Here is a 20874-nt window from a genome sequence, read left to right on the forward strand (position 1 = left end):
AGTTGTGCGAGGTTGCATAATTAAGCATTTTTAATGAGAAAAAAGCCAGCCGGAAGGGCAGAATACTTTGCCTTGATGGGCCGAAAGATGGCACGATAACTGCTCAGATAATTTCTAAAAACCCACAAGAATTTCGGTCTGTTGAGGATGATTATGAAAAAACTGGCGTTGTCTTTTTCTCTGGTCTTAGCGCTTGCTTCTGCTTCCAGCGCATTTGCAGCAATTCCGCAAAAAGTACGTATCGGCACTGACCCAACGTACGCACCGTTCGAGTCGAAAAATGCCCAGGGTGAATTAGTGGGTTTTGACATTGATCTGGCAAAAGAGCTGTGTAAGCGCATCCAGACACAATGTACCTTCGTGGAGAACCCGCTGGACGCCCTGATCCCCTCGCTGAAAGCGAAGAAAATCGATGCCATCATGTCATCGCTGTCGATCACGGAAAAACGTCAGCAGGAAATCGCCTTTACCGACAAACTTTATGCCGCCGATTCGCGTCTGGTAGTGAAAAAAGGTTCCCCGGTTACCCCGGACCTCGCCACGCTGAAAGGCAAGCGCGTGGGCGTGCTGCAGGGCACCACCCAGGAAACCTACGGTAACGAGCACTGGGCGCCGAAAGGGATTGAAATCGTCTCCTACCAGGGCCAGGACAATATCTACTCTGACCTGACTGCCGGCCGTATTGACGCGGCGTTCCAGGACGAAGTGGCGGCGAGCGAAGGTTTCCTGAAACAGCCTATTGGCAAAGACTACCAGTTCGGTGGCCCGTCTATTAAAGACGAAAAGCTGTTTGGCGTCGGTACCGGTATGGGCCTGCGTAAAGACGATACCGAGCTGCTGAACGCGCTGAACAAAGCGTTTGCTGAAATGCGTGCCGATGGCACCTACGACAAGCTGGCGAAGAAGTACTTCGATTTTAACGTTTACGGCGAATAATCATCACGAGTAACCCATCGCTTCGCACGCACGGGGCGATGGGCGTAAAGACAGGACTGGCAGCATGCTGTACGGGTTTTCACAGGTAATTTTTCAGGGCGCCCTTGTCACCCTTGAGCTGGCTATCAGCTCAGTGGTTCTGGCCGTGCTTATTGGTCTGGTCGGCGCGGGAGCCAAGCTCTCCCGAAATCGCGTACTGGCGTTAATTTTTGAGGGCTACACCACGCTGATTCGTGGGGTGCCCGACTTAGTGCTGATGCTGCTGATCTTTTATGGTCTGCAGATGGTACTTAACCTTATCACCGACTCGCTCGGCATCGGACAGTTTGATATTGACCCGATGATCGCCGGGATTATCACCCTCGGTTTCATCTACGGTGCCTATTTCACCGAAACTTTCCGCGGGGCCTTTATGGCCGTGCCGAAAGGGCATATTGAAGCCGCGACGGCCTTTGGTTTTACCGGCGGGCAAACCTTCCGTCGTATTCTTTTTCCGGCCATGATGCGTTACGCGCTGCCGGGGATTGGCAACAACTGGCAGGTGATCCTCAAAGCCACCGCGCTGGTGTCGCTGCTGGGGCTGGAAGATGTGGTCAAAGCCACCCAACTGGCCGGGAAGAGCACCTGGGAACCGTTCTATTTCGCCATCGTCTGTGGCTTGATTTATCTGCTATTTACTACCGTTTCCAATGGCGTGTTGCTGCTGCTCGAACGCCGCTACTCCGTGGGCGTGAAGAGGGCTGACCTGTGATTGAGATTATTCAGGAGTACTGGAAAGCGCTGCTGTGGAGCGACGGTTACCGTTTTACCGGCGTGGCGATCACCCTGTGGCTGCTGGTGCTGTCGGTGGTGATGGGCGGCATTATGGCGCTGTTTCTCGCTATTGCCCGCGTCTCAAGCAACAAATACATCAAGTTTCCGGTGTGGCTGTTCACCTATATTTTTCGCGGTACGCCGCTGTATGTGCAGCTGCTGGTGTTCTATTCCGGGATGTATACGCTGGAGATTGTCAAAGGCACCGAACTGCTGAACGCTTTTTTCCGCAGCGGCCTGAACTGTACGGTGCTGGCCTTAACGCTCAACACGTGCGCCTATACAACCGAAATTTTCGCCGGGGCGATTCGCTCGGTGCCGGCGGGGGAAATCGAGGCCGCGCGCGCCTACGGCTTCTCATCGTTTAAGCTCTACCGCTGCATTATTCTGCCGTCGGCGCTGCGCATCGCGCTGCCCGCATACAGCAATGAGGTGATCCTGATGCTGCACTCGACGGCGTTGGCGTTCACCGCGACCGTTCCGGATCTGCTGAAGATTGCCCGCGATATCAACTCGGCAACCTATCAGCCGTTTACCGCTTTTGGAATTGCTGCGGTGCTCTATTTGATTATCTCCTATGTGCTGATTCGCCTGTTCCGCAAAGCGGAAAAGCGCTGGCTCCAGCATATGAAACCGACTTCTACGCACTGAGAACATGATGGCTGATAAAAAACTAAACGTAATCGACCTGCACAAACGCTACGGCGAGCACGAGGTGCTGAAGGGCGTGTCGCTGAAGGCTAACGCTGGCGACGTGATCAGCATTATCGGTTCGTCGGGCTCGGGTAAAAGTACTTTCCTGCGCTGTATTAACTTCCTCGAAAAGCCGAGTGAAGGCACGATTATCGTTAATGGGCAGAATATTGGTCTGGTGCGCGATAATGACGGTCAGCTCAAGGTAGCCGATAAAAACCAGCTGCGCCTGCTACGCACGCGCCTGACGATGGTCTTTCAGCACTTCAACCTGTGGAGCCACATGACGGTGCTGGAGAACGTGATGGAAGCCCCCATTCAGGTACTGGGCCTGAGCAAGCAGGAAGCGCGCGAGCGGGCGGTGAAGTATCTGGCAAAGGTGGGCATCGACGAACGGCAGCAGGGTAAGTATCCGGTGCATCTGTCCGGTGGCCAGCAGCAGCGTGTTTCCATCGCCCGTGCGCTGGCGATGGAGCCGGAAGTGCTGCTGTTTGACGAACCGACTTCCGCGCTGGACCCTGAGCTGGTGGGCGAGGTGCTGCGCATCATGCAGCAACTGGCGGAAGAGGGGAAAACGATGGTGGTGGTGACCCACGAAATGGGCTTTGCGCGCCATGTCTCTTCGCACGTCATTTTCCTCCATCAGGGGAAAATTGAAGAGGAAGGCAAACCGGAAGAGGTGTTCGGTAATCCGAAAAGCCCGCGTTTGCAGCAGTTCCTCAGCGGCGCACTAAAATAACCCTTCTCGCCCTCACGGATGAGTGAGGGCGCTTTCCCGCCGATACACCCAGTCGTCAAAGTATTCACCGTTAAGCTGATAGGCTTTTTCCAGCACCTGCGTGCGGACAAATCCGTGCTTTTCCAACAGATGCGCCGAACTCTGATTATCGCCCAGCACCCAGGCATTAATCGCCCACAGCGAAAGCTGGTAAAAGCCATAGTCGCAAATGGCCGCGAGCGCTTCGCTGGCGTAGCCCTTACCCTGCGCAGAAGGCAATAGCGCGTAACCGACATCCGCTTCGTGCGGGTTTTTACTGCTGATACGCAGGCCAATATCGCCCAGCGGTGTACCCTCAGCATCGCGGATCACGAAAATCCCGGCTTCCCGGCAGCGCGCATTAAATACCGTACGTATCGCCGCTTCATCCAGCACTTCGCCCATATAGCGCATCACTTCGCGGTTTTGTCGCAGTTGTAAAAAGAAGTGCCAGTCGTGTTCATTGAAGGGGGAAAGCTGTAGCCGTGAAGTGCTAATGATTGCCATAAGAGTGCCATTGCGCAAAATCGTAAGGGATAACCTTAGCACCAGAAAACGAGCGATAACAGCCTATTAACCGCGAGCCGCTGTGCGTTCCAGACCTTGAAAATAGTGCAGTACCGTATTGCTCTCAGTTGACGCGCGCAGCTGCAGTGCGAGATTGAGGCTATCCAGCGTGCGGGCATGGGCAACCACCGGCGATTGCGCAGGAATCCGCCCCTCGGCAACCAGCCACTCCACGACCGTTTGCCAACGCCATAGCGGAGAGTTGCCTTTTACGCGCTGTACAGGCCCGGGAAACTGGCCGCTTCCGCGCGCGCCGTCTTTGAGCAAGGCGATAGCCTGACGAGAAACGCCGGTCAGTTCTGCGATATCGCTCAGACCGACCAGCGCGGCGTCGACAGATTCAACGCGGGCATTCAACCCAGGGGCTGATTCAACGTCCTGAATAGCCGAGAGGATGGCATGTTCCAGGGAGTCGCTTTCACGGTCGAAGTCGAGGTACACGGCGGTACCGTAGAAGCAGATTAATGCGTCATCGCAATGTGCCGCATATAAGGCGTCTTCCAGGCCGGGCGTGCTGATGGTGGCGCCGGAAAGCGTGAGTGTGAAGTTAAAGAGTGCTATTGTTACCTGCCTCTGGTGCTATGAATGCTTTGGCTGACAATGGTCAACCATGCGTATGATGAATCGGTACCGCTGGTGTCGACCAGATGCTCATCCTATGTTCGCGGTGTTCTGCGATACCGCACTTCAACCGCCCAAAGTAGTGAGCGCTACCGCTGCTGGTGCTAAATAGCCATCCGCGAGCCAACGCATAGGCAATGGCCGCTCTGATGTGTTTATCGGGATGTTCCTTCATCGCGTTGTTCCGGGGAGTATCAAACGAGTGTTGACGAGCGTCAACAGTTTTGCGCCTCATCGCTGTGCGCATACCGTTAGGGCTTCACGGTTTGTGTCGCGCTGCGCTAATACTTGCAGCTAATGTGAGGCGGCTTCCAGGTGAGGAGGGCCGGTGATAGCCAGGCGCTATCACCGGATAGACGCAAGCGGCGCTAGCCCAGAATATCGCCCAGCGCTTCCTCCAGATCGTACCAGCGGAAGGTAAATCCGGCGGCTTCCAGCCGTTTTGGCAGCGCGCGCTGACCGCCGAGAACCAGAACGGACGACTCTCCCATCAGCAGGCGGATAGCGGGAGCGGGAACGCGCAGAAAGGCCGGACGGTTTAAGACTTGCCCCAACGCGTGGGAAAACTGCTCGTTACGGACCGGGTAGGGAGAGACCATATTAAATGGACCGCGCAGATCGTTATCCAGCAGCCACAGGATGCCGTTGACCATATCGTCGATATGAATCCACGCCAGGTACTGCCTGCCGTTGCCGATGGGGCCGCCGAGCCCAAGCTTAAACGGCGGCACCATTTTGCTGAGGATCCCTCCGTTGCGGGCCAGCACCACGCCGGTACGCAGCAGACAGACGCGGGTGCGGTCGCTCTGGGCGGTACAGGCGATTTGCTCCCAGCGGGCGCACAGCTTATGGGTGAATTCGTTGTGCGGCGGCTCTTCTTCCGTGACCACGACTTCGCCAAGATCGCCATAGTAGCCGGTGGCCGAGCCGGAAATCAGCACGTTCGGCGGCGTCTCACTCGCCTGAATGAGTTCGCTGATACGCTGGGTGATTACCCAGCGGCTCTCGCACAGTTTCTGCTTTTGCGCGTGGGTCCAGCGCTTGTCGGCAATGGGTTCACCAGCGAGGTTAATGACTGCATCAATACCGTCGAGGGTGGACACCTTCTGCAAGTCTGGCCAAATCTCGACGCGTGCGTCGAGCATCTGCCGGGCTTTTTCCGGAGAACGGGTCACGACGCACGCCGTATGGCCCAGCGCCAGCAAGCGCGAAACTAAATGGCGGCCAATCAGCCCGGTGCCGCCGGTAAGCAGAATTCTCATACAACCTCCCGCAGGGGGCGCTTAGCGTTGCCAGCTTAGGCTGATGGACACCGAGTCGGCATAACGCAGCGCATGAAGTTTATCGACCTCCACTTCAGCATAAGTGACCCAGTGATGTTCGCGTGCGATATCGAGCACATCCTGAGTTAATTTTTCCAGCAAAGAGAAACGGTTATTCTCAACGTGACGAATAATATTTTTGGTGATGGTGCGGTAGTTCAGCGCATCGTTGATATCTTCGCTGCTGCGTGATTTCTCAGCCGGATAGCGAATTTGCAGATTGATGACGATGTCCTGACGATTCGCGATCTCCTCTTCTTTGATGCCGATAAAGGTGCGCAGGCGCAGGTTTTTGATGCGGATGACCGCGTCGGACTGAGACATTGCAGGTGTTCTCCTTATTTATTTTTGTCCACTTCATCATACACGAAAGCACCTGTCACACCGCAAGGTCTGACGTAGGGATTGCTGATTGCAAAATCCTCATGTTGTGGGCAAGTGACATCCGTATAAAGACAAGCTATGTTGGCAATCAGTTGTCATGGACGCCGATTCGCGCCTGCGTCGTTCGCTTTTCGTCTGCCCACCGTTGAGGAAACTATGAGCCAGCCCACTCTCACGCTTTGGTCCGATTCCGATTTCTTTTCGCCTTATGTGATGTCCGTTTACGTTGCCCTCCAGGAGAAAGGACTGCCGTTTTCCCTGAAAACCGTCAATCTCGACCTGGGCGAACATCTGCAGGCGGGGTGGCGCGGCTATGCGGCGACCCGTCGCGTTCCGCTGCTTGAGGTGGATGATTTTGTCCTGAGCGAATCTTCCGCCATCACCGAATACCTCGATGAGCGCTTTGCGCCGCCAGAGTGGGAACGGCTGTACCCCCACGACCCGCAAAAGCGCGCGCTTACCCGGCAGATTCAGGCATGGTTACGCAGCGACCTGGGACCGATCCGCGAAGAGCGCCCGACGTCGGTTATCTTTGCTGGTGAGAAAAAAGCACCGCTGACGGAGGCAGGACGTAACAGCGCGGCTAAACTGTTTGACACCGCCAGCGCGCTGCTGGCGCATGGTCGCCCCAATTTGTTTGGCGAATGGTGTCTGGCGGATACCGACCTGGCGCTGATGCTTAACCGGCTGGTGTTCAGCGGCGACGCTGTGCCGGAGCTGCTTGCTGACTATGCCGCCTTCCAATGGCAGCGCGCTTCAGTGCAGCGCTATGTGGCGCTTTCGGCAAAACGCGCAGGCTGAAAAAGTCGATGTAATCCATTATGATATTGGGCTTTATCATTGTGGGGATTTGATTAATGAAGCTGATGTTTGCATCGGATATTCATGGCTCCTTACCGGCTGCCGAACGGGTGCTGGCGCTGTTTGCCGAGAGCGGTGCGCGCTGGCTGGTGATTCTGGGGGATGTGCTTAACCATGGGCCGCGTAACGCGCTACCGGAAGGCTATGCGCCGGCACAGGTGGCAGAACGCCTCAATAGCGTTGCAGAGCGTATTATCGCCGTGCGCGGTAACTGCGATAGCGAAGTTGACCAGATGTTGCTGCAGTTTCCGATCACCGCGCCGTGGCAACAGGTGCTCACCGAACATCAGCGGCTATTTTTGACCCACGGGCATCTTTATGGACCAACGAATCTCCCGCCGCTGGCCGCGGGCGATGTGCTGGTTTATGGCCATACGCACCTTCCGGTGGCAGAAAAACGCGATCGGATATTCTTATTTAACCCCGGTTCAGTTAGCATTCCCAAGGGCGGTTTTGCTGCCAGCTATGGGCTGCTTGACGGGCATAAACTGCAAGTTTTAGCACTCAATGATCAACAGGTTATTGCAGAGGTTGCTATTAACCCGTAAGTTACCCATCAATCACAAAACGCGCCGTAAAGAGCGCTTTCAAGGTAAGGTTTTCGGATGGTCGAGCAGAATCATTTGGCAAGCACGGAATGGGTCGATATTGTCAGCGAAGACAATGAGGTCATCGCGCAAGCGAGCCGTGAACAGATGCGCGCGCAGTGCCTGCGTCACCGGGCAACCTATATCGTCGTGCACGACGGCATGGGCAAAATCCTGGTGCAACGCCGCACCGAAACGAAAGACTACCAGCCGGGGATGCTGGACGCCACCGCTGGGGGTGTCGTTCAGGCTGATGAGCCGCTGCTGGAATCCGCTCGCCGCGAGGCGGAAGAGGAGCTGGGAATTGCTGGCGTGCCGTTTGCCGACCACGGGCAATTCTATTTTGAAGATAAGAACTGCCGCGTTTGGGGAAGCCTGTTCAGCTGCGTCTCGCACGGGCCGTTTGCCTTGCAGGAAGAAGAGGTGAGCGAAGTGTGCTGGATGACGCCGGAAGAGATTACCGCCCGTTGTGATGAATTTACCGATGACTCGCTGAAGGCGCTGGCGCTGTGGATGACGCGAAACGCCAACAACGAAGCCCACGTTGAGGAAGAAGCCGAGTAATCGCTAGCAGCTTTCCCTCATGCATAAGCTGGAGACGATGGTTTTCCTGTCGCTCCAGTCTCCTTCATTAAGGCGTTCCAGAAGCGCGCGTCCGGCCTCCAGGCCAATTTTATGATGCGGTACAGCCATAGTTGTCAACGGCGGTTGGCATACCCGGCTAACGTCGCTGTCGCCAAAGCCGACGACGGCTAAATCATCCGGTACTTTAATACGCCGACGTTGGCATTCATATAACACTCCACAGGCAAGCTCATCGGAAACACAGACCAGCGCATCCAGCTCCGGCCATGCCAGAATAAATTCGGGAAGCTGAGAGGCACCCGTGGAGAAGTTTGCGGGTAGGGCCGCGTTAATCACACGGGTGGGCGACATATGGTGGCGCAACATCGCTTTATACCATCCATGTAAATGCTGCTGAAAAATCCACTGCTCCTGGTTGGCGCACAGTAAACCAATGTTCTGATATCCGCGATGGATAAGCATCTCAGTCAGCTCGAACATGGCGGCTACGTTATCAATCCCAATATTCATATCGAGAGGATCGGCCCGCATTGCACCGATTTCCATGACCGGAATCGAGGCGTTCTTTAGCCAGTGACGTACGGTGTCGCTATGTTCAACGCTAAGCAGTATGGCGGCGGCGATATTTGAGGCCAGCAGCGTTTCCAGCAACTTTTCTTCCTGTTCAAGACGATGTTGCGATTCTGCGAGCATGATTTGATAGCCTGCCGGCTGCAATATCTGCTGAAGCCCGGCAAACATGGCGGAACAGCCCGCCTCGGCAAGATTGGGCACCACCATGGCGATGGTCTTCGAAGAGGCAGATGCCAGCGCGCTGGCGGCGAGGTTGGGCATATACCCGAGTTCTGCAACCGCCGCTTCGATTTTTTCTCGTAGCTTATCGGAGACCTGTTCCGGCGTGCGAAGCGCGCGAGACACGGTCATTGTGCCGACGCCAGCTAATTGAGCAACATCGGCGATCGTCACCTTGCCGGTACTCCGCCGTTTTCGGGTAAGAGACATACATATTCCTGCTAAACAGACGTTTTTTATTGTCATCCATTGCTTCGTATGTCAGGGAGTATACGCCCTAAACGGGAAATTTTTCTGCGTTTTCATGTGATGATTGCGAAATGATAGCGCTATCACAAATCTGCGTGTTCTCGATTGATAGCGCTATCTTTGTGAGCGCTGTCTCAGATAACTGTTGTCTGGTTGCATAAAGTTTGCCCATCTTTTGCGAAAAGACGAGGGACAAAATGCTCAATACCTGGATCTCCGATGCCACAATTACGCTGCAACAGCGTGTCGATGACTGGTCGCAGGCGTTGGATATCTGCGCCCGGCCGCTGCTGGAAGCGGGCGTGATTGAAAAAAAATACGTGGCGGCCATCGTGGAACAGCACCATAAGCTGGGGTCGTACTATGTGCTTGCGCCGGGTTTGGCTATGCCTCATGCGCGGCCAGAAGAAGGCGCCAACGGTTTAGGGCTGTCGCTGCTGAAATTGCAGCAGGGCGTATCATTTGGTTGTGAAGAATTCGATCCTGTGGACCTCGTTATTATGCTGGCGGCACCGGATAAGCATAGCCATATTGAAATGATCTCTGCGCTGGCAGAATTATTTTCCAGCGACGAAGATATGCATAAATTACATCAGGCAACCCGTCTCGAGGAGATTAAAACTATCATCGCACGTTTCTAATTTATTTATACAATCCGACTTATAGCACATTACGCGCCTGCGTGATGGGAATGCACTCTACCCAAAAGGTGACAATAATGAAAATTATGGCAATTTGCGGTTCTGGCCTGGGCAGTAGTTTTATGGTTGAGATGAATATTAAAAAAGTGCTTAAAAAGCTCGAAATAGAGGCTGAGGTGGAGCACTCTGATCTGTCATCCGCTACCCCAGGAGCGGCTGACTTATTCGTGATGGCCAAAGACATCGCCGCCAGCGCGAGCGTGCCGGAGAGCCAACTGGTGGTCATTACTAACATCATTGATATTAACGAACTCGAAGCGCAGCTGCGCGCCTGGTTTGCCAAACAATAATTCTTTATAGCGAGGCGGATATGTTTATCCTTGAAACGCTGAATTTTGTTGTTGATATACTCAAAGTGCCTTCGGTGTTGGTCGGGCTAATTGCGCTAATTGGTCTGGTGGCACAAAAAAAATCTTTTTCCGATGTTGTGAAGGGAACGATTAAAACTATCCTGGGATTTATTGTCCTGGGCGGCGGGGCGACAGTATTAGTTGGCTCATTGAATCCACTGGGAGGTATGTTTGAACACGCCTTTAACATTCAAGGAATTATTCCAAATAATGAGGCGATTGTTTCTATTGCGCTTGAGAAGTACGGCGCGTCAACGGCGTTAATTATGGCATTTGGTATGGTCGCGAATATTCTGGTCGCCCGTTTTACGCGCCTGAAATATATATTCCTGACCGGCCATCATACTTTCTATATGGCCTGCATGATCGGCGTAATCCTGACCGTTGCGGGTTTCGAGGGTATCGGGTTGGTCTTTACCGGCTCGCTGATCCTCGGCCTGGTCATGGCATTCTTCCCGGCGCTGGCACAGCGCTATATGAAGCGTATTACCGGCACCGATGACATCGCTTTCGGCCACTTCGGTACGTTGGGCTATGTGCTTTCGGGCTGGATCGGCAGCGTCTGTGGTAAAGGGTCGCGCTCGACCGAAGAGATGAACCTGCCGAAGAACCTGAGTTTTCTGCGTGACAGCTCTATCTCCATTTCACTGACCATGATGATTATCTACCTGATCATGGCGGTCAGCGCAGGGCGTGAATATGTTGAAAGCACCTTCAGCGGCGGTCAGAACTATCTCGTCTACGCCATCATTATGGCGATCACCTTTGCTGCCGGTGTATTCATCATCCTGCAAGGGGTGCGCCTGATTCTGGCTGAGATCGTACCGGCGTTTACCGGTTTCTCGGAAAAGCTGGTGCCGCACGCACGCCCGGCGCTGGACTGCCCGGTGGTGTATCCCTACGCCCCTAACGCGGTGTTAATTGGTTTCTTGTTCAGCTTCCTGGGCGGATTAGTTGGGCTGTTCCTTTGCGGGCAGTTTAAGTGGGTGCTGATTTTACCCGGTGTGGTGCCGCACTTCTTTACCGGCGCGACGGCCGGCGTGTTTGGCAATGCCACCGGTGGCCGACGCGGCGCGATGATCGGCGCGTTTGCTAACGGTCTGCTGATCACCTTCCTGCCTGTACTGCTATTGCCTGTACTGGGGGCAATTGGCTTTGCCAATACGACCTTCTCGGATGCTGATTTTGGCGTCGTCGGTATTGTGCTGGGGAACCTGGCCCGCTACCTGTCGCCGTTTGCTATTACGGGCCTGGTCGTCGCCTTGTTTGCACTACTGGTGGCGTACAACGTTTTTGCGAAAAAGAAATCTGTGGGCGGTAGCGCGCAGGAGAACAACGGGGCTAAATCATGAATGTGAAAGAAGTGCGCGCACTGGCGCGTGAGATTCGCGTGGAAACCCTGAAATCGCTGACCAATCTGGGGTTCGGCCATTACGGCGGCAGCATGTCGGTGGTGGAAACGCTGGCCGTGCTGTACGGCGCGGTAATGAAAATTGACCCGGCAGACCCGGATTGGCCAGAACGGGACTATTTTGTGCTGTCGAAAGGGCACGCCGGCCCGGCGCTGTACAGTACGCTGGCGATTAAAGGATATTTCCCGATTGAGGAGCTTAGCACGCTGAACCAAAACGGAACGCGGCTTCCGAGTCATCCGGACAGACTCAAAACGCGCGGCGTGGACGCGACAACGGGGTCGTTGGGGCAGGGGATTTCCATCGCGGCGGGGATGGCGCTCTCGCATCAACTGGCGGGGCGCGCGAATCGTGTTTTCTGCATCGTGGGGGATGGTGAACTTAATGAGGGGCAGTGCTGGGAGGCGTTCCAGTTTATTGCCCATCATCGCCTGAATAATCTGACCGTGTTTGTCGACTGGAACAAGCTGCAGCTTGACGGCAGGTTGGATGACATTATCAATCCTTTCAACCTTGAAGAAAAATTCCGTGCCTTTGGTTTTGACGTGGTGACCGTAAAAGGCGATGACATCCCTGGGCTGCTGGCGGCGGTACAGCCGGTTCCGCCTGTTGATGCTCGCCCACGGGTGGTGCTCCTCGATAGCGTGAAAGGCCAGGGGGTACCCTATCTCGAGAATCTCGCTAATAACCACCATTTACGCCTGACGGATGAGATGAAAGAGACGATAAACGAGAGTATTCGCCAACTGGAGACTGAACATGATTAAGGTTGCCCCTACAGGACAAAAAGACGCTCTGGAAATGCGTAAAGTATATGCCGGGTTTGTTGCCCGGCAGATTGCCGAGGGTAGCCCTATCATTGCGCTGGAAGCCGACCTGATGAGCTCTATGGCGATGGACAGCGTTGCCCGCGAGTATCCGCAACATGTGATCAACTGCGGCATTATGGAAGCGAATGTGATTGGCACCGCCGCCGGACTGTCGCTCACCGGACGTAAGCCGTTTGTTCATACATTCACTGCATTTGCCAGCCGTCGCTGCTTTGACCAACTGTTTATGTCGCTGGATTATCAGCGCAATAACGTCAAAGTGATTGCCTCTGACGCGGGGGTGACCGCTTGTCATAACGGTGGTACGCATATGTCTTTTGAGGATATGGGGATTGTCCGCGGGCTGGCGCATTCGGTGGTACTTGAAGTCACCGATGCGGTGATGTTTGAGGATATTCTGCGTCAGCTCATCAACCTTGACGGTTTTTACTGGCTGCGCACGATTCGTAAGCAAGCGCCGAGCGTGTATGCGCCGGGATCAACCTTTACCATCGGTAAGGGTAACGTATTGCGTGAAGGTGGTGATATCACGCTGATTGCAAACGGTATTATGGTGGCGGAGGCCCTCGAGGCGGCACGCCAGCTTGAACAGGTTGGGGTAAGCGCGGCGGTGATAGACATGTTTACCCTTAAGCCTATCGACAAAATGCTGGTGAAAAACTACGCGGAAAAAACCGGACGTATTGTGACCTGTGAAAATCACAGCATCCATAACGGCCTGGGGTCAGCGGTGGCTGAAGTGCTTGTCGAAACATGTCCCGTACCGATGCGGCGGGTGGGGGTAAAAGAACGCTACGGTCAGGTGGGAACGCAGGACTTTTTACAGAAAGAATATGGCCTGACTGCGCATGATATTGTGTCGGCAGCGCGAGAGCTGCTGTAAATAAAAAGGCGACCAGTTGGTCGCCTTTTTCATGCCATCAGCAAGAATTACTGCTGCTGTGAAGACTGGATCGCGGTCAGAGCGATGGTGTAGACAATATCGTCTACCAGCGCGCCACGAGACAGGTCGTTCACCGGCTTGCGCATACCCTGCAGCATCGGCCCGATGGAGATCAGGTCGGCAGAACGCTGTACCGCTTTGTAGGTGGTGTTACCGGTGTTCAGATCCGGGAAGATGAACACGGTAGCGCGACCGGCAACCGGAGAGTTCGGCGCTTTGGATTTTGCTACGTCAGCCATAACCGCGGCGTCGTACTGCAGCGGGCCGTCGATCATCAGGTCAGGACGTTTTTCCTGCGCCAGACGAGTTGCTTCGCGAACTTTTTCTACGTCGCTACCTGCACCAGAGGTGCCGGTGGAGTAGGAGAGCATCGCAACGCGCGGCTCGATACCGAAAGCAATCGCGGATTCAGCGGACTGAATGGCGATTTCTGCCAGCTGTTCTGCGGTCGGATCCGGGTTGATCGCGCAGTCGCCGTAAACGTAAACCTGTTCCGGCAGCAGCATGAAGAACACGGAAGACACCAGAGAGCTACCCGGCGCAGTTTTGATCAGCTGCAGCGGCGGACGAATGGTGTTTGCGGTGGTGTGAACGGCACCGGAAACCAGGCCGTCTACGTCGTCCTGTTCGAGCATCAGGGTACCGAGAACCACGTTGTCTTCCAGCTGTTCGCGGGCAACGGTTTCGGTCATGCCTTTGTTCTTACGCAGTTCGACCAGGCGAGCCACGTAGCTTTCGCGAACCACATCCGGGTCAACGATTTCAACGCCAGCGCCCAGTTCAACGCCCTGAGATGCCGCAACGCGGTTGATCTCGTCTGGGTTACCCAGCAGGACGCAGGTCGCGATGCCGCGTTCCGCACAGATAGCGGCCGCTTTAACGGTACGCGGTTCGTCGCCTTCCGGCAGAACAACGCGTTTGCCCGCTTTACGCGCCAGCTCGGTCAGCTGGTAGCGGAATGCCGGCGGAGACAGGCGACGGCTGTGTTCAGAGGTCGCAGTCAGGGAATCAATCCATTCCGGATTGATAAAGTTGGCAACGTATTCCTGAACTTTCTCGATGCGCTCGCGGTCATCAACCGGAACTTCCAGGTTGAAGCTCTGCAGGCTCAGAGAGGTCTGCCAGGTGTTGGTGTTCACCATGAATACCGGCAGGCCGGTAGCGAATGCACGCTCGCACAGCTTGCTGATGCGCGGATCCATGTCGTAACCGCCGGTCAGCAGCAGGGCGCCGATTTCCACGCCGTTCATCGCGGCCAGGCAGGCTGCAACCAGCACGTCTGGACGGTCTGCGGAGGTCACCAGCAGGGAACCTGCACGGAAGTGCTCCAGCATGTGCGGGATGCTACGCGCACAGAAGGTCACGGACTTCACGCGACGAGTGTTGATGTCGCCTTCGTTGATCACGGTGGCGTTCAGGTGACGCGCCATATCGATCGCGCGAGTGGCGATCAGATCGAAGCTCCACGGTACCGCGCCCAGCACAGGCAGCGTGCTGTGGCCTTTCAGCTGTTCAGCGTCGATTTTCACAACCTGCGCTTTGGATGAGTCGTCGAAGATCTCAGACAGATCCGGGCGAGTACGGCCCTGTTCATCAACCGGTGCGTTCAGTTTGTTGACGATAACGCCGGTGATGTTGGTATTTTTCGCGCCGCCGAAGCTGTTGCGAGTCAGTTCAATACGCTCGTTCAGCTGTTCCGGGGTGTCGGTACCCTGAGACATGACGAAGACGATTTCCGCATTCAGCGTTTTCGCGATTTCGTAGTTCAGAGACTGAGCGAACTGGTGTTTACGGGTTGGGACCAGGCCTTCAACCAGCACCACTTCCGCATCTTTGCTGTTCGCGTGGTAGTTAGCAATGATCTCTTCCATCAGCACATCTTTCTGATTGCTGGAGAGCAGCGTTTCTACATGGCTCATCTTCAGCGGTTCAGCCGCCGTGGTGGTGGATGAGTTAGCGCGAACGATGGTGGTAGTCTGGTCAGGCGCATCGCCACCGGAACGCGGTTGAGCGATAGGCTTAAAGACGCTCAGACGAACGCCTTTGCGTTCCATAGCACGGATCACGCCAAGGCTGACGCTGGTCAGGCCGACGCTGGTTCCGGTAGGGATCAGCATAATAGTACGGGACACGGTTTATCCTCTTTCGTTACCGCCAGTTTCGGGCGGGATACAAAACAGCACCGCCAGCTAGGCTGGCGGTGTGATATCAGGCAGTCAGACGGCTGGCGTCTTGTGCAATGACCAGTTCTTCGTTGGTCGGGATAACGATGGCAGGACGAGTGCCTTCTTTGTTGATGAAGCCAGACTTGCCGAAACGGGCAGCCAGGTTACGTTCGTGATCAACTTCGAAGCCCAGAACGCCCAGTTTGCCCAGGGACAGTTCACGCACCATTGCCGCGTTCTCACCGATACCGCCGGTGAAGATAACCGCGTCCAGACGACCGTCCATCAGAGCGGTGTAAGCGCCGATGTATTTCGCCAGACGGTGGCAGTAAACGTCCATTGCACGTTTAGCGTCTTCTTTATCTTTGTAGTTGTCTTCTACATAACGGCAGTCGCTGGTCACTTCGGTCAGACCCAGCAGGCCGGACTCTTTGGTCAGCAGCTTGTTGATCTGGTCGATGCTCATGCCCAGGGTGTCATGCAGATGGAAAATGATAGCCGGGTCGATATCGCCAGAGCGAGTACCCATCACCAGACCTTCCAGCGGGGTCAGACCCATGGAGGTGTCTACGCACACGCCGTTACGGATAGCGGAAACGGAACCGCCGTTGCCCAGGTGGCAGGTGATGATGTTAACTTCTTTAACCGGTTTGTTCAGAACTTTCGCGGCTTCCTGAGTCACATAGAAGTGGCTGGTGCCGTGCGCGCCGTAGCGACGGATGCCGTGTTCTTTGTACAGGCTGTACGGCAGAGCATACAGGTAAGATTCTTCCGGCATGGTCTGGTGGAACGCGGTATCGAATACGGCAACGTTTTTGTCTTTCAGCTGCGGGAAGGATTTCAGCGCTTCGGCGATACCGATCAGGTGAGCCGGGTTGTGCAGCGGAGCGAAAGAGGCAGAATCTTTGATGCCCTGGATAACGGATTCGTCGATCACAACGGAGCTGGTGTACTTCTCGCCGCCGTGTACGATACGGTGGCCGATCGCGGTCAGCTGAGCAGACAGTTCTGGTTTTTGTGCCAGAATTGTATTAACGATGAAGTTCAGCGCTTCACTGTGAGCGGCGCCTGCACCTAAAGCCGCTTCTTGTTTACCGCCGTCCATTTTCCACTTAATACGTGCTTCTGGAAGATGGAAACATTCGGCTAAACCAGAGAGGTATTCTTCACCATTAACTGCATCGATGATTGCAAATTTCAGTGAGGAGCTACCGCAGTTCAGAACCAGTACTAACTTACTCGACATGGAAGTACCTATTTATGATACGTGGCTAAAAAAACGTCAATGAGTCATTAAGCGTAGCGCAGGATGACACCGACATTTATGATTAACATCATGCCCGGAACACTTTTCAGGCATGATCTAAGAAATACATATTGATTCTAAGCCATTTTGCATAATTTTCAGCCAATGGCAGAATATGCGATAATTTGATGTGCCGGAGTCTATAGAATCAGGTTATCTCAGGCTGGCACAGGATACCCGATTGCCGGGTCTATGCCAAAATTTTTTGAACGATGTCATACCCAGTTGTTGTTTTGCAAAAATATTTTAATCTTTATACGAGAAGTTGAGGTAAGCCATGTCGACTCCCGAGCAACGCCCGGTCAGTTTTTTCAGTTTGTTTAGCCGGGGGCAGCACTATGCAAAGACGTGGCCGCTGGAAAAACGTCTTGCGCCGGTGTTCGTTGAGAATCGCGTGATTCGCGCGACGCGCCATGCGATACGCTTGATGCCGCCGCTCGCTATTTTTACGCTCTGCTGGCAAATCGCCCTTGGCGGCCAGCTTGGCCCGGCAGTGGCCACGGCGCTCTTTGCGCTGAGCCTGCCAATGCAAGGTCTGTGGTGGTTGGGTAAGCGTTCCGTCACGCCATTGCCGCCGTCAATCCTGCAGTGGTTCTACGAAGTGCGCGGCAAATTACAGGAAGCCGGGCAGGCGCTGGCACCGGTCGAAGGAAAGCCGGATTACCAGGCGCTGGCTGACACGCTTAAGCGCGCCTTCAAACAACTGGATAAAACTTTCCTCGATGATTTGTAATTGATAGCGAAAAACGCATATAAAAGAAGACACAAACCTTGTGTCTTTTTTTATATGCTGCAAAGCGCAACAGGAGTCGAAAAATGGAAATGACCCATGCTCAACGTCTGATTTTGTCCAATCAGTACAAAATGATGACTATGCTTGATCCCGACAACGCTGAGCGCTACCGCCGCCTGCAGACCATTATCGAACGTGGTTATGGTTTACAGATGCGCGAACTGGACCGTGAATTTGGCGAACTCAAAGAAGAGACCTGTCGTATCGTTATCGACATCATGGAGATGTACCACGCGCTGCACGTCTCCTGGACCAACCTGAAAGATGCCGACACCATTGATGAACGTCGTGTGACTTTCCTCGGCTTTGATGCGGCGACCGAAGCGCGTTTCCTGGGCTATGTCCGCTTTATGGTGAATGTGGAAGGCCGCTATACCCATTTCGATGCCGGTACTCACGGCTTCAACGCGCAGACCCCGATGTGGGACAAGTACCAGCGCATGCTGAACGTCTGGCACGGGTGCCCGCGCCAGTATCATCTGAGCAGCAACGAAATTAATCAGATCATTAACGCCTGATGGAGGCTGCCGTGCAGTGCAAAGGTTTCCTGTTTGATTTGGACGGTACGCTGGTGGATTCACTGCCGGTGGTTGAGCGCTCCTGGCAGTTTTGGGCGGAAAGCTACGGCGTCGATCCGCAAGCGGTTCTGGACTTTATTCACGGCAAGCAGGCGATCACCACGCTGCGTCACTTTATGCCGGGTAAATCAGAAGCCGAAATTCAGGCCGAATTTCTGCGACTGGAGCAGATAGAAGCGAACGATCTCGACGGTATCCGCGCGCTGCCCGGTGCGATCGCGCTGCTTCAGCATCTTGATGCGCAAAGCATTCCGTGGGCCATCGTCACCTCTGGCTCCATTCCGGTCGCCCATGCGCGTCATCTCGCGGCGGGGCTGCCGGCGCCTGCGGTGTTCGTGACCGCTGAGCAGGTCAAACGCGGAAAGCCGCAACCGGATGCCTATTTACTCGGCGCCGAACTGCTGGGGCTGCCGCCGCAGGACTGCCTGGTGGTTGAAGATGCGCAGGCGGGCGTGCAGTCAGGGCTGGCGGCGGGCTGCCATGTTGCCGCCGTGAATGTCCCCCCGGAAACGCCCGAGCTGCTGGAAGTCGACTTTGTGCTCTCGACGCTGGCGTCGCTGCGGGTTGAAAAACGGGCTGATGGCTGGGTCAACGTCTCGCAGAATGCATGATCTTATGATTTAGCCCCACATCGTTGGGGCTTTTTTCTGTCACTATAGTCAACGGCTTTTTACTTGAACAACTTACCGCTTATTTGATGACAAGGATGTGCTGTGAACGGTGAACTGATTTGGGTGCTGTGTCTGCTTGTGGTTGCGGTGGTGCTTTTCGCCACCGGCAAGGTGCGCATGGATGCGATCGCGCTGGGTATTATCGTGGCCTTTGTGCTCAGCGGCACGCTGACCCTTAGCGAAGCTTTTTCGGGCTTCAGCGACCCTAACGTGATTTTGATTGCCGCGCTGTTTATTATCGGCGACGGTTTGGTGCGCACCGGTGTGGCCACCAACATGGGCTCCTGGCTGGTACAGGTGGCGGGAAACAGCGAAACCAAAATGCTGGTATTCCTGATGTTAACTGTCGCCGGGCTGGGGGCGTTTATGAGCTCGACCGGCGTGGTGGCAATCTTTATCCCGGTGGTACTTAGCGTCTCGGCGCGCATGAATATTTCCCCCTCGCGTCTGATGATGCCGCTGAGCTTTGCCGGGCTTATCAGCGGCATGATGACGCTGGTGGCCACGCCGCCTAACCTGGTTATCAACAGTGAGCTTATCCGCGAGGGGCTGGAGGGTTTCAGCTTCTTTAGCGTCACGCCAATTGGTCTGGTGGTGCTGGTTTTCGGCATCTTCTATATGCTGGTGATGCGCTTTCTGCTGAAGGGCGATGACGGCAACCAGCCGCGAGATGGCCGCAAACGCAGTACCTTCCGCGACCTGATTAAAGAGTATCATCTGACCGGCCGCGCTCGTCGTCTGGCGATTCGTCCCGGCTCGCCCATGATCGGTCAGCGTCTTGACGACATGAAGCTGCGCGAGCGCTATGGCGCCAATATTATCGGGGTGGAACGCTGGCGCCGGTTTCGTCGGGTGATTGTGAACGTCAACGGGGTGTCTGAATTTCGCGCCCGTGACGTGCTGCTGATTGATATGTCCGCCGCGGAAATCGACCTGCGTCAGTTCTGTAGCGAGCAGATGCTTGAGCCGATGGTGCTGCGCGGTGAATATTTTTCCGATCAGGCGCTGGACGTCGGGATGGCGGAAGTGTCGCTGATTCCAGAGTCCGAGCTGATTGGTAAAACCATTCGTGAAATGGGCTTCCGTACCCGCTACGGGCTAAACGTCGTGGGGATGAAACGCGATGGCGAAGCGCTCGATGGCTCGGTCGTGGATGAGTCACTGCAGTTGGGCGACATTGTGCTGGTGGTCGGCAACTGGAAGCAGATAAGCCAGCTGGCACAGAATGGTCGTGATTTCGTGGTACTCAATCTGCCGGTCGAAGTGAGCGATGCATCGCCGGCGCACAGCCAGGCGCCGCACGCCATTTTTTGTCTGGTGCTGATGGTCGCGCTGATGCTCACCGATGAAATTCCTAACCCGATTGCCGCGATTATCGCTTGCCTGCTGATGGGCAAATTCCGCTGTATCGATGCCCAGAGCGCCTATAAATCTATTCACTGGCCGAGCATTATCCTGATCGTCGGGATGATGCCGTTTGCGTTAGCACTGCAAAAAACCGGCGGCGTCGATCTGGTGGTGAAAGGGCTGATGGACGTGGGCGGCGGGCAGGGGCCTTACTTGATGCTGGGCTGCCTGTTCGTCATGTGCGCGGCGATAGGTCTGTTTATCTCCAACACCGCCACGGCGGTGCTGATGGCACCGATTGCGCTGGCGACGGCAAAATCGATGGGGGTATCACCCTATCCGTTTGCGATGATTGTCGCGATGGCGGCCTCGGCGGCCTTTATGACGCCGGTGTCCTCACCGGTAAACACGCTGGTACTGGGGCCTGGAAGATACAGCTTCAGCGATTTCGTCAAAATCGGCGTGCCGTTTACGGTGCTGGTGATGATTATCTGCGTAGTGCTGGTGCCGATTTTATTCCCGTTCTGATGAACGGGATAGGTAGGCCTGATAAGCGTAGCGCTATCAGGCATTAAGACGTGAGATGCCGGATGGCGACGTAAACGTCTTAT

At 55.0% G+C, this 20874-nt stretch carries 24 protein-coding genes; 16 read left to right on the plus strand and 8 right to left on the minus strand.

Annotated features, from left to right (window positions below):
- The first annotated feature begins 153 nt into the window (after positions 1 to 153).
- The 4 genes from hisJ to hisP all read left to right on the plus strand — a co-directional run bounded on the left by hisJ (position 154) and on the right by hisP (position 3181).
- Positions 154 to 936 carry a histidine ABC transporter substrate-binding protein HisJ gene (gene hisJ / locus ABTW00_RS07195; RefSeq protein WP_064543824.1) on the plus strand — a complete coding sequence of 261 codons (783 nt, stop codon included), beginning with the start codon at positions 154 to 156 and terminating at the stop codon, positions 934 to 936.
- Between the two features lie 64 nt (positions 937 to 1000).
- The gene (locus tag ABTW00_RS07200) at positions 1001 to 1687 is read left to right on the plus strand and encodes a histidine ABC transporter permease HisQ (RefSeq protein WP_064543826.1); all 687 of its coding nucleotides are present in this window, start codon (positions 1001 to 1003) and stop codon (positions 1685 to 1687) included.
- Positions 1684 to 2400 (plus strand): ABC transporter permease, encoded by a 717-nt coding sequence (locus ABTW00_RS07205; RefSeq protein ID WP_065355807.1) that lies wholly within the window; start codon positions 1684 to 1686, stop codon positions 2398 to 2400. The genes ABTW00_RS07200 and ABTW00_RS07205 overlap by 4 nt, the downstream gene beginning before the upstream one ends.
- Positions 2401 to 2407: 7 nt before the next feature.
- Entirely contained in the window at positions 2408 to 3181 is a 774-nt protein-coding gene (gene hisP, locus ABTW00_RS07210; RefSeq protein WP_064543830.1) for a histidine ABC transporter ATP-binding protein HisP, read from the plus strand.
- A gap of 12 nt (positions 3182 to 3193) precedes the next feature.
- Here hisP and ABTW00_RS07215 read toward each other — a convergent pair whose 3' ends face one another.
- From ABTW00_RS07215 to folX, 5 genes are all read right to left on the minus strand, one after another.
- A complete protein-coding gene (locus ABTW00_RS07215) occupies positions 3194 to 3706 on the minus strand; it encodes a GNAT family N-acetyltransferase (protein WP_433639849.1) in 513 nt (170 codons plus the stop codon).
- A 66-nt stretch (positions 3707 to 3772) separates the two neighbouring features.
- Positions 3773 to 4327 (minus strand): helix-turn-helix transcriptional regulator, encoded by a 555-nt coding sequence (locus ABTW00_RS07220; protein ID WP_064543834.1) that lies wholly within the window; start codon positions 4325 to 4327, stop codon positions 3773 to 3775.
- A 43-nt stretch (positions 4328 to 4370) separates the two neighbouring features.
- A complete protein-coding gene (locus ABTW00_RS07225) occupies positions 4371 to 4562 on the minus strand; it encodes a hypothetical protein (RefSeq protein WP_433639852.1) in 192 nt (63 codons plus the stop codon).
- Between the two features lie 193 nt (positions 4563 to 4755).
- The gene (locus ABTW00_RS07230) at positions 4756 to 5649 is read right to left on the minus strand and encodes a TIGR01777 family oxidoreductase (RefSeq protein WP_433639854.1); all 894 of its coding nucleotides are present in this window, start codon (positions 5647 to 5649) and stop codon (positions 4756 to 4758) included.
- 21 nt (positions 5650 to 5670) lie between these two features.
- The gene (folX, locus tag ABTW00_RS07235) at positions 5671 to 6033 is read right to left on the minus strand and encodes a dihydroneopterin triphosphate 2'-epimerase (RefSeq protein ID WP_065355804.1); all 363 of its coding nucleotides are present in this window, start codon (positions 6031 to 6033) and stop codon (positions 5671 to 5673) included.
- A 216-nt stretch (positions 6034 to 6249) separates the two neighbouring features.
- Between folX and yfcF the strand changes: the two genes are divergently transcribed.
- The 3 genes from yfcF to yfcD are packed head-to-tail and all read left to right on the plus strand — an operon-like array spanning position 6250 to position 8105.
- Positions 6250 to 6894 (plus strand): glutathione transferase, encoded by a 645-nt coding sequence (yfcF, locus tag ABTW00_RS07240; RefSeq protein WP_433639857.1) that lies wholly within the window; start codon positions 6250 to 6252, stop codon positions 6892 to 6894.
- A 56-nt stretch (positions 6895 to 6950) separates the two neighbouring features.
- The gene (gene yfcE, locus ABTW00_RS07245; RefSeq protein ID WP_065355802.1) at positions 6951 to 7502 is read left to right on the plus strand and encodes a phosphodiesterase; all 552 of its coding nucleotides are present in this window, start codon (positions 6951 to 6953) and stop codon (positions 7500 to 7502) included.
- Between the two features lie 57 nt (positions 7503 to 7559).
- Positions 7560 to 8105 carry an NUDIX hydrolase YfcD gene (gene yfcD / locus ABTW00_RS07250; protein WP_064543845.1) on the plus strand — a complete coding sequence of 182 codons (546 nt, stop codon included), beginning with the start codon at positions 7560 to 7562 and terminating at the stop codon, positions 8103 to 8105.
- 3 nt (positions 8106 to 8108) lie between these two features.
- Here yfcD and ABTW00_RS07255 read toward each other — a convergent pair whose 3' ends face one another.
- Positions 8109 to 9128: a LacI family DNA-binding transcriptional regulator gene (locus tag ABTW00_RS07255; protein WP_065355801.1), complete on the minus strand. Its 1020-nt coding sequence runs from the start codon at positions 9126 to 9128 to the stop codon at positions 8109 to 8111.
- Between the two features lie 236 nt (positions 9129 to 9364).
- On the opposite strand from ABTW00_RS07255, the gene ABTW00_RS07260 reads away from it, so the two are divergent.
- The 5 genes from ABTW00_RS07260 to ABTW00_RS07280 all read left to right on the plus strand — a co-directional run bounded on the left by ABTW00_RS07260 (position 9365) and on the right by ABTW00_RS07280 (position 13343).
- Positions 9365 to 9808 (plus strand): PTS sugar transporter subunit IIA, encoded by a 444-nt coding sequence (locus ABTW00_RS07260; RefSeq protein WP_433639861.1) that lies wholly within the window; start codon positions 9365 to 9367, stop codon positions 9806 to 9808.
- Positions 9809 to 9885: 77 nt separating this feature from the next.
- Positions 9886 to 10158 (plus strand): PTS sugar transporter subunit IIB, encoded by a 273-nt coding sequence (locus ABTW00_RS07265; RefSeq protein ID WP_041146575.1) that lies wholly within the window; start codon positions 9886 to 9888, stop codon positions 10156 to 10158.
- Positions 10159 to 10178: 20 nt separating this feature from the next.
- Positions 10179 to 11570, plus strand: coding sequence for a PTS ascorbate transporter subunit IIC (locus ABTW00_RS07270; RefSeq protein ID WP_065355800.1), 1392 nt, complete (start codon positions 10179 to 10181; stop codon positions 11568 to 11570).
- Positions 11567 to 12397, plus strand: coding sequence for a transketolase (locus ABTW00_RS07275; protein WP_433639862.1), 831 nt, complete (start codon positions 11567 to 11569; stop codon positions 12395 to 12397). Before ABTW00_RS07270 ends, ABTW00_RS07275 begins: the two co-directional genes overlap by 4 nt.
- A complete protein-coding gene (locus tag ABTW00_RS07280; RefSeq protein ID WP_065355798.1) occupies positions 12390 to 13343 on the plus strand; it encodes a transketolase family protein in 954 nt (317 codons plus the stop codon). Before ABTW00_RS07275 ends, ABTW00_RS07280 begins: the two co-directional genes overlap by 8 nt.
- A 47-nt stretch (positions 13344 to 13390) precedes the next feature.
- On the opposite strand, the gene pta is transcribed toward ABTW00_RS07280, so the two are convergent.
- Both pta and ackA read right to left on the minus strand, forming a co-directional pair.
- A complete protein-coding gene (gene pta / locus ABTW00_RS07285) occupies positions 13391 to 15535 on the minus strand; it encodes a phosphate acetyltransferase (protein WP_064543867.1) in 2145 nt (714 codons plus the stop codon).
- A gap of 76 nt (positions 15536 to 15611) precedes the next feature.
- Positions 15612 to 16814 (minus strand): acetate kinase, encoded by a 1203-nt coding sequence (gene ackA, locus ABTW00_RS07290; protein ID WP_433639866.1) that lies wholly within the window; start codon positions 16812 to 16814, stop codon positions 15612 to 15614.
- Positions 16815 to 17151: 337 nt separating this feature from the next.
- On the opposite strand from ackA, the gene yfbV reads away from it, so the two are divergent.
- The 4 genes from yfbV to ABTW00_RS07310 all read left to right on the plus strand — a co-directional run bounded on the left by yfbV (position 17152) and on the right by ABTW00_RS07310 (position 20791).
- Positions 17152 to 17607, plus strand: coding sequence for a terminus macrodomain insulation protein YfbV (gene yfbV, locus ABTW00_RS07295; RefSeq protein ID WP_064543871.1), 456 nt, complete (start codon positions 17152 to 17154; stop codon positions 17605 to 17607).
- Positions 17608 to 17690: 83 nt separating this feature from the next.
- Positions 17691 to 18185, plus strand: a complete 495-nt coding sequence (locus ABTW00_RS07300; protein WP_035892491.1) for a YfbU family protein — start codon at positions 17691 to 17693, stop codon at positions 18183 to 18185.
- Between the two features lie 11 nt (positions 18186 to 18196).
- A complete protein-coding gene (locus ABTW00_RS07305; protein ID WP_433639869.1) occupies positions 18197 to 18856 on the plus strand; it encodes a sugar phosphatase in 660 nt (219 codons plus the stop codon).
- Positions 18857 to 18958: 102 nt separating this feature from the next.
- Positions 18959 to 20791 (plus strand): SLC13 family permease, encoded by a 1833-nt coding sequence (locus ABTW00_RS07310; protein ID WP_065355796.1) that lies wholly within the window; start codon positions 18959 to 18961, stop codon positions 20789 to 20791.
- Positions 20792 to 20874: the final 83 nt, after the last annotated feature.

It is taken from the genome of Kluyvera georgiana, assembly GCF_050990895.1.
Taxonomy (GTDB): domain Bacteria; phylum Pseudomonadota; class Gammaproteobacteria; order Enterobacterales; family Enterobacteriaceae; genus Kluyvera; species Kluyvera georgiana.

Coding starts and splice junctions, on each gene's coding strand:
- ackA (WP_433639866.1), bottom strand. CDS start 16,814: ATGTCGAGTAAGTTAGTACTGGTTCTGAACTGCGGTAGCTCCTCACTG.
- ABTW00_RS07255 (WP_065355801.1), bottom strand. CDS start 9,128: ATGTCTCTTACCCGAAAACGGCGGAGTACCGGCAAGGTGACGATCGCC.
- ABTW00_RS07300 (WP_035892491.1), top strand. CDS start 17,691: ATGGAAATGACCCATGCTCAACGTCTGATTTTGTCCAATCAGTACAAA.
- ABTW00_RS07215 (WP_433639849.1), bottom strand. CDS start 3,706: ATGGCAATCATTAGCACTTCACGGCTACAGCTTTCCCCCTTCAATGAA.
- yfcF (WP_433639857.1), top strand. CDS start 6,250: ATGAGCCAGCCCACTCTCACGCTTTGGTCCGATTCCGATTTCTTTTCG.
- yfbV (WP_064543871.1), top strand. CDS start 17,152: ATGTCGACTCCCGAGCAACGCCCGGTCAGTTTTTTCAGTTTGTTTAGC.
- ABTW00_RS07260 (WP_433639861.1), top strand. CDS start 9,365: ATGCTCAATACCTGGATCTCCGATGCCACAATTACGCTGCAACAGCGT.
- ABTW00_RS07275 (WP_433639862.1), top strand. CDS start 11,567: ATGAATGTGAAAGAAGTGCGCGCACTGGCGCGTGAGATTCGCGTGGAA.
- ABTW00_RS07225 (WP_433639852.1), bottom strand. CDS start 4,562: ATGAAGGAACATCCCGATAAACACATCAGAGCGGCCATTGCCTATGCG.
- hisP (WP_064543830.1), top strand. CDS start 2,408: ATGGCTGATAAAAAACTAAACGTAATCGACCTGCACAAACGCTACGGC.
- ABTW00_RS07270 (WP_065355800.1), top strand. CDS start 10,179: ATGTTTATCCTTGAAACGCTGAATTTTGTTGTTGATATACTCAAAGTG.
- yfcD (WP_064543845.1), top strand. CDS start 7,560: ATGGTCGAGCAGAATCATTTGGCAAGCACGGAATGGGTCGATATTGTC.
- ABTW00_RS07280 (WP_065355798.1), top strand. CDS start 12,390: ATGATTAAGGTTGCCCCTACAGGACAAAAAGACGCTCTGGAAATGCGT.
- ABTW00_RS07200 (WP_064543826.1), top strand. CDS start 1,001: ATGCTGTACGGGTTTTCACAGGTAATTTTTCAGGGCGCCCTTGTCACC.
- yfcE (WP_065355802.1), top strand. CDS start 6,951: ATGAAGCTGATGTTTGCATCGGATATTCATGGCTCCTTACCGGCTGCC.
- hisJ (WP_064543824.1), top strand. CDS start 154: ATGAAAAAACTGGCGTTGTCTTTTTCTCTGGTCTTAGCGCTTGCTTCT.
- ABTW00_RS07265 (WP_041146575.1), top strand. CDS start 9,886: ATGAAAATTATGGCAATTTGCGGTTCTGGCCTGGGCAGTAGTTTTATG.
- folX (WP_065355804.1), bottom strand. CDS start 6,033: ATGTCTCAGTCCGACGCGGTCATCCGCATCAAAAACCTGCGCCTGCGC.
- ABTW00_RS07230 (WP_433639854.1), bottom strand. CDS start 5,649: ATGAGAATTCTGCTTACCGGCGGCACCGGGCTGATTGGCCGCCATTTA.